Origin of the sequence: Archangium sp., from assembly GCF_036388035.1 — a bacterium.
Taxonomy (GTDB): Bacteria; Myxococcota; Myxococcia; order Myxococcales; family Myxococcaceae; genus Archangium.
Genome location: NZ_DASVSO010000978.1, coordinates 1 through 2,184, shown reverse-complemented (window position 1 = coordinate 2,184; position 2,184 = coordinate 1). Strand labels below are relative to the sequence as shown.

Below are 2,184 nucleotides of genomic sequence, written 5' to 3'. Positions count from 1 at the left end.
CGACGTCTTCTTCGACGCGAGGATGTTCCCGCCCACGAACAGGTGGGTGATGATGTGGGGGTTGTTGACGCCCGAGTCCTCGGTCTGGACGTGGTAGACCTTCCCCTTGTACTTGATGTTGTGGTTGAAGCCTGTGACGGCTTTTTCGAAGGTTTTCGCCATGCCCGAGGCGGCGGAACGTACCAGTGGTATCCGGGGGTGACAAGGAACGCGTCAGTCCCGTCCGGTCGAATGCCTGCTGGCCTCCCAACTGGAAGGCCGGGCACCTGTACCGTTCACCAGCCGACTTCGTCCAGAATCCCACTGCGGGTAGACTGAGGCCGCCACCGGGGGAAGGCCGCCGGAGCCCCAACACCGCAACGGGACGTGACGATGAAGAACGAGCTCAAGAACCAGCTGCGCCAGCAGGACGCCACGGCGCTGGCCCAGGGCTATTCGCCCGCCATCCGCGCCATGGAGATCGCCAGCATCGTCACGTTCGTGGCGCTGGAGGCGGCCCTCGTCTGGCGGCTGTGGGGCAGCGCCCACACCGGCCCCTGGCTGCTTCTGAGTGCCGTGCTGCTGGGCTACCTGGCGGCGGACTTCGTCTCCGGCCTCGTCCACTGGATGGGTGACACCTGGGGCTCCACCGAGATGCCCGTGCTCGGCAAGGCCTTCATCCGGCCCTTCCGCGAGCACCACGTGGACGAGAAGGCCATCACCCGCCACGACTTCGTGGAGACCAACGGCAACAACTGCCTCGTCTCCATCCCCGTGGCCCTGCTGGCCGTGGCCCTGCCCCACTCCAGCCCCGGCTGGGTGTTCGTCTCCACCTTCCTCGGCGCGATGATCTTCTGGGTGATGGCGACCAACCAGTTCCACAAGTGGTCGCACGTGGACTCGCCGCCCGCCCTCATCGGCTTCCTGCAACGCACCCACCTCATCCTGCCGCCGGACCACCACCGGGTGCACCACACGGCGCCCTACAACAAGTACTACTGCATCACCGTGGGCTGGATGAACAAGCCGCTGCTGATGATCGCCTTCTTCCCCACGATGGAGCGCCTCATCACCTGGGCCACCGGCATGATTCCCCGCAAGGACGACATCGGCACCGAGGCCGCCCTGGAGCTCTTCGAGGCCACCGCCGCCGCCGAGCCCCCCGTGGTGCAGGCCGCCAAGGAGCTCCTCGTGGCCACCGCCGCCGAGGTCTCCGCCGCCGCCGAGGACACCAAGCCGATCTCCTCCGCGCGTCCGTCCTGACACGCGGCGGGTGAGCCCCACGGGGGTGGGTGAGTCCCCCACCCCGTCCCCTCTCCCGAAGGAGAGGAGCGAGCGGGGCTCAGAAGGACAGGTCCACCTGCTCCGCGGAGTGGATGGGGCGCCCCAGGAAGCGCGCCCCGACCTCCACGAAGCGCTCCGGCACATCCGTGACGAAGTAGGCGTGCGAAGGCAGGCCTCCGGCCGGTGCCAGCAGCCCCCGCTCCTCCAGCAGCAGCCCCACCGCCTCCGCCGTGGCCTCCGCCGAGTCCACCAGGGCCACCTGTGGCCCCACGGCCTCGGCGATGACGTCCTTGAGCAGCGGGTAGTGGGTGCAGCCCAACACGAGCGTGTCCACCTCGCCGCGAGCGAAGTCCGCCAGGTACTCGCGCGCCACCAGCCGGGGCACGTCGCCGGACATCCACCCCTCCTCCGCCAGCGGCACGAAGAGCGGGCAGGCCCGCGCCTTCACCCGCACGCCCTCGGGCCCCGCCGCCGCCTCCAGCTCGCGCTGGTAGGCCCCGGAGCGGATGGTGCCCGGCGTGCCGATGACGCCCACGCCGCCGCCTCGCGTGCGCCGCAGCGCCGCCCGCGCCCCCGGGGCAATCACCCCCAGCACGGGCACCGGCAGCGCCGCCGACAGCGCCGGCAGCGCCACCGCCGAGGCCGTGTTGCACGCCACCACCAACAGCTTGATGCCGCGCTCCAGCAGGAAGCTCGCGTTCTTCAGCGAGTAGCGCGTCACCACCTCGCCCGACTTGGTGCCGTAGGGCACGCGCGCCGTGTCACCCAGGTACAGGGTGCTCTCGTGCGGGAGGTGGGACATGAGCGCCTTGAGGACAGTGAGTCCTCCGACGCCCGAATCGAAGACCCCGATGGGACTGTGGCTGCCTTGCCGCATACCCAGGTTCCCTATCACGTTTGATGCCAACGCCCATGTGCTCG

Annotated in this window: 2 protein-coding genes; one reads left to right on the top strand and one right to left on the bottom strand. The window is 69.3% G+C overall.

What is annotated here, in order from left to right; translation table 11 throughout:
• The first annotated feature begins 372 nt into the window (after positions 1 to 372).
• Positions 373 to 1,242: a plasmanylethanolamine desaturase gene (gene carF, locus VF697_RS40400; protein ID WP_331103669.1), complete on the top strand. Its 870-nt coding sequence runs from the start codon at positions 373 to 375 to the stop codon at positions 1,240 to 1,242.
• A 79-nt stretch (positions 1,243 to 1,321) separates the two neighbouring features.
• On the opposite strand, the gene murI is transcribed toward carF, so the two are convergent.
• Positions 1,322 to 2,140, bottom strand: coding sequence for a glutamate racemase (murI, locus tag VF697_RS40395; RefSeq protein WP_331103667.1), 819 nt, complete (start codon positions 2,138 to 2,140; stop codon positions 1,322 to 1,324).
• Between the last annotated feature and the right edge of the window lie 44 nt (positions 2,141 to 2,184).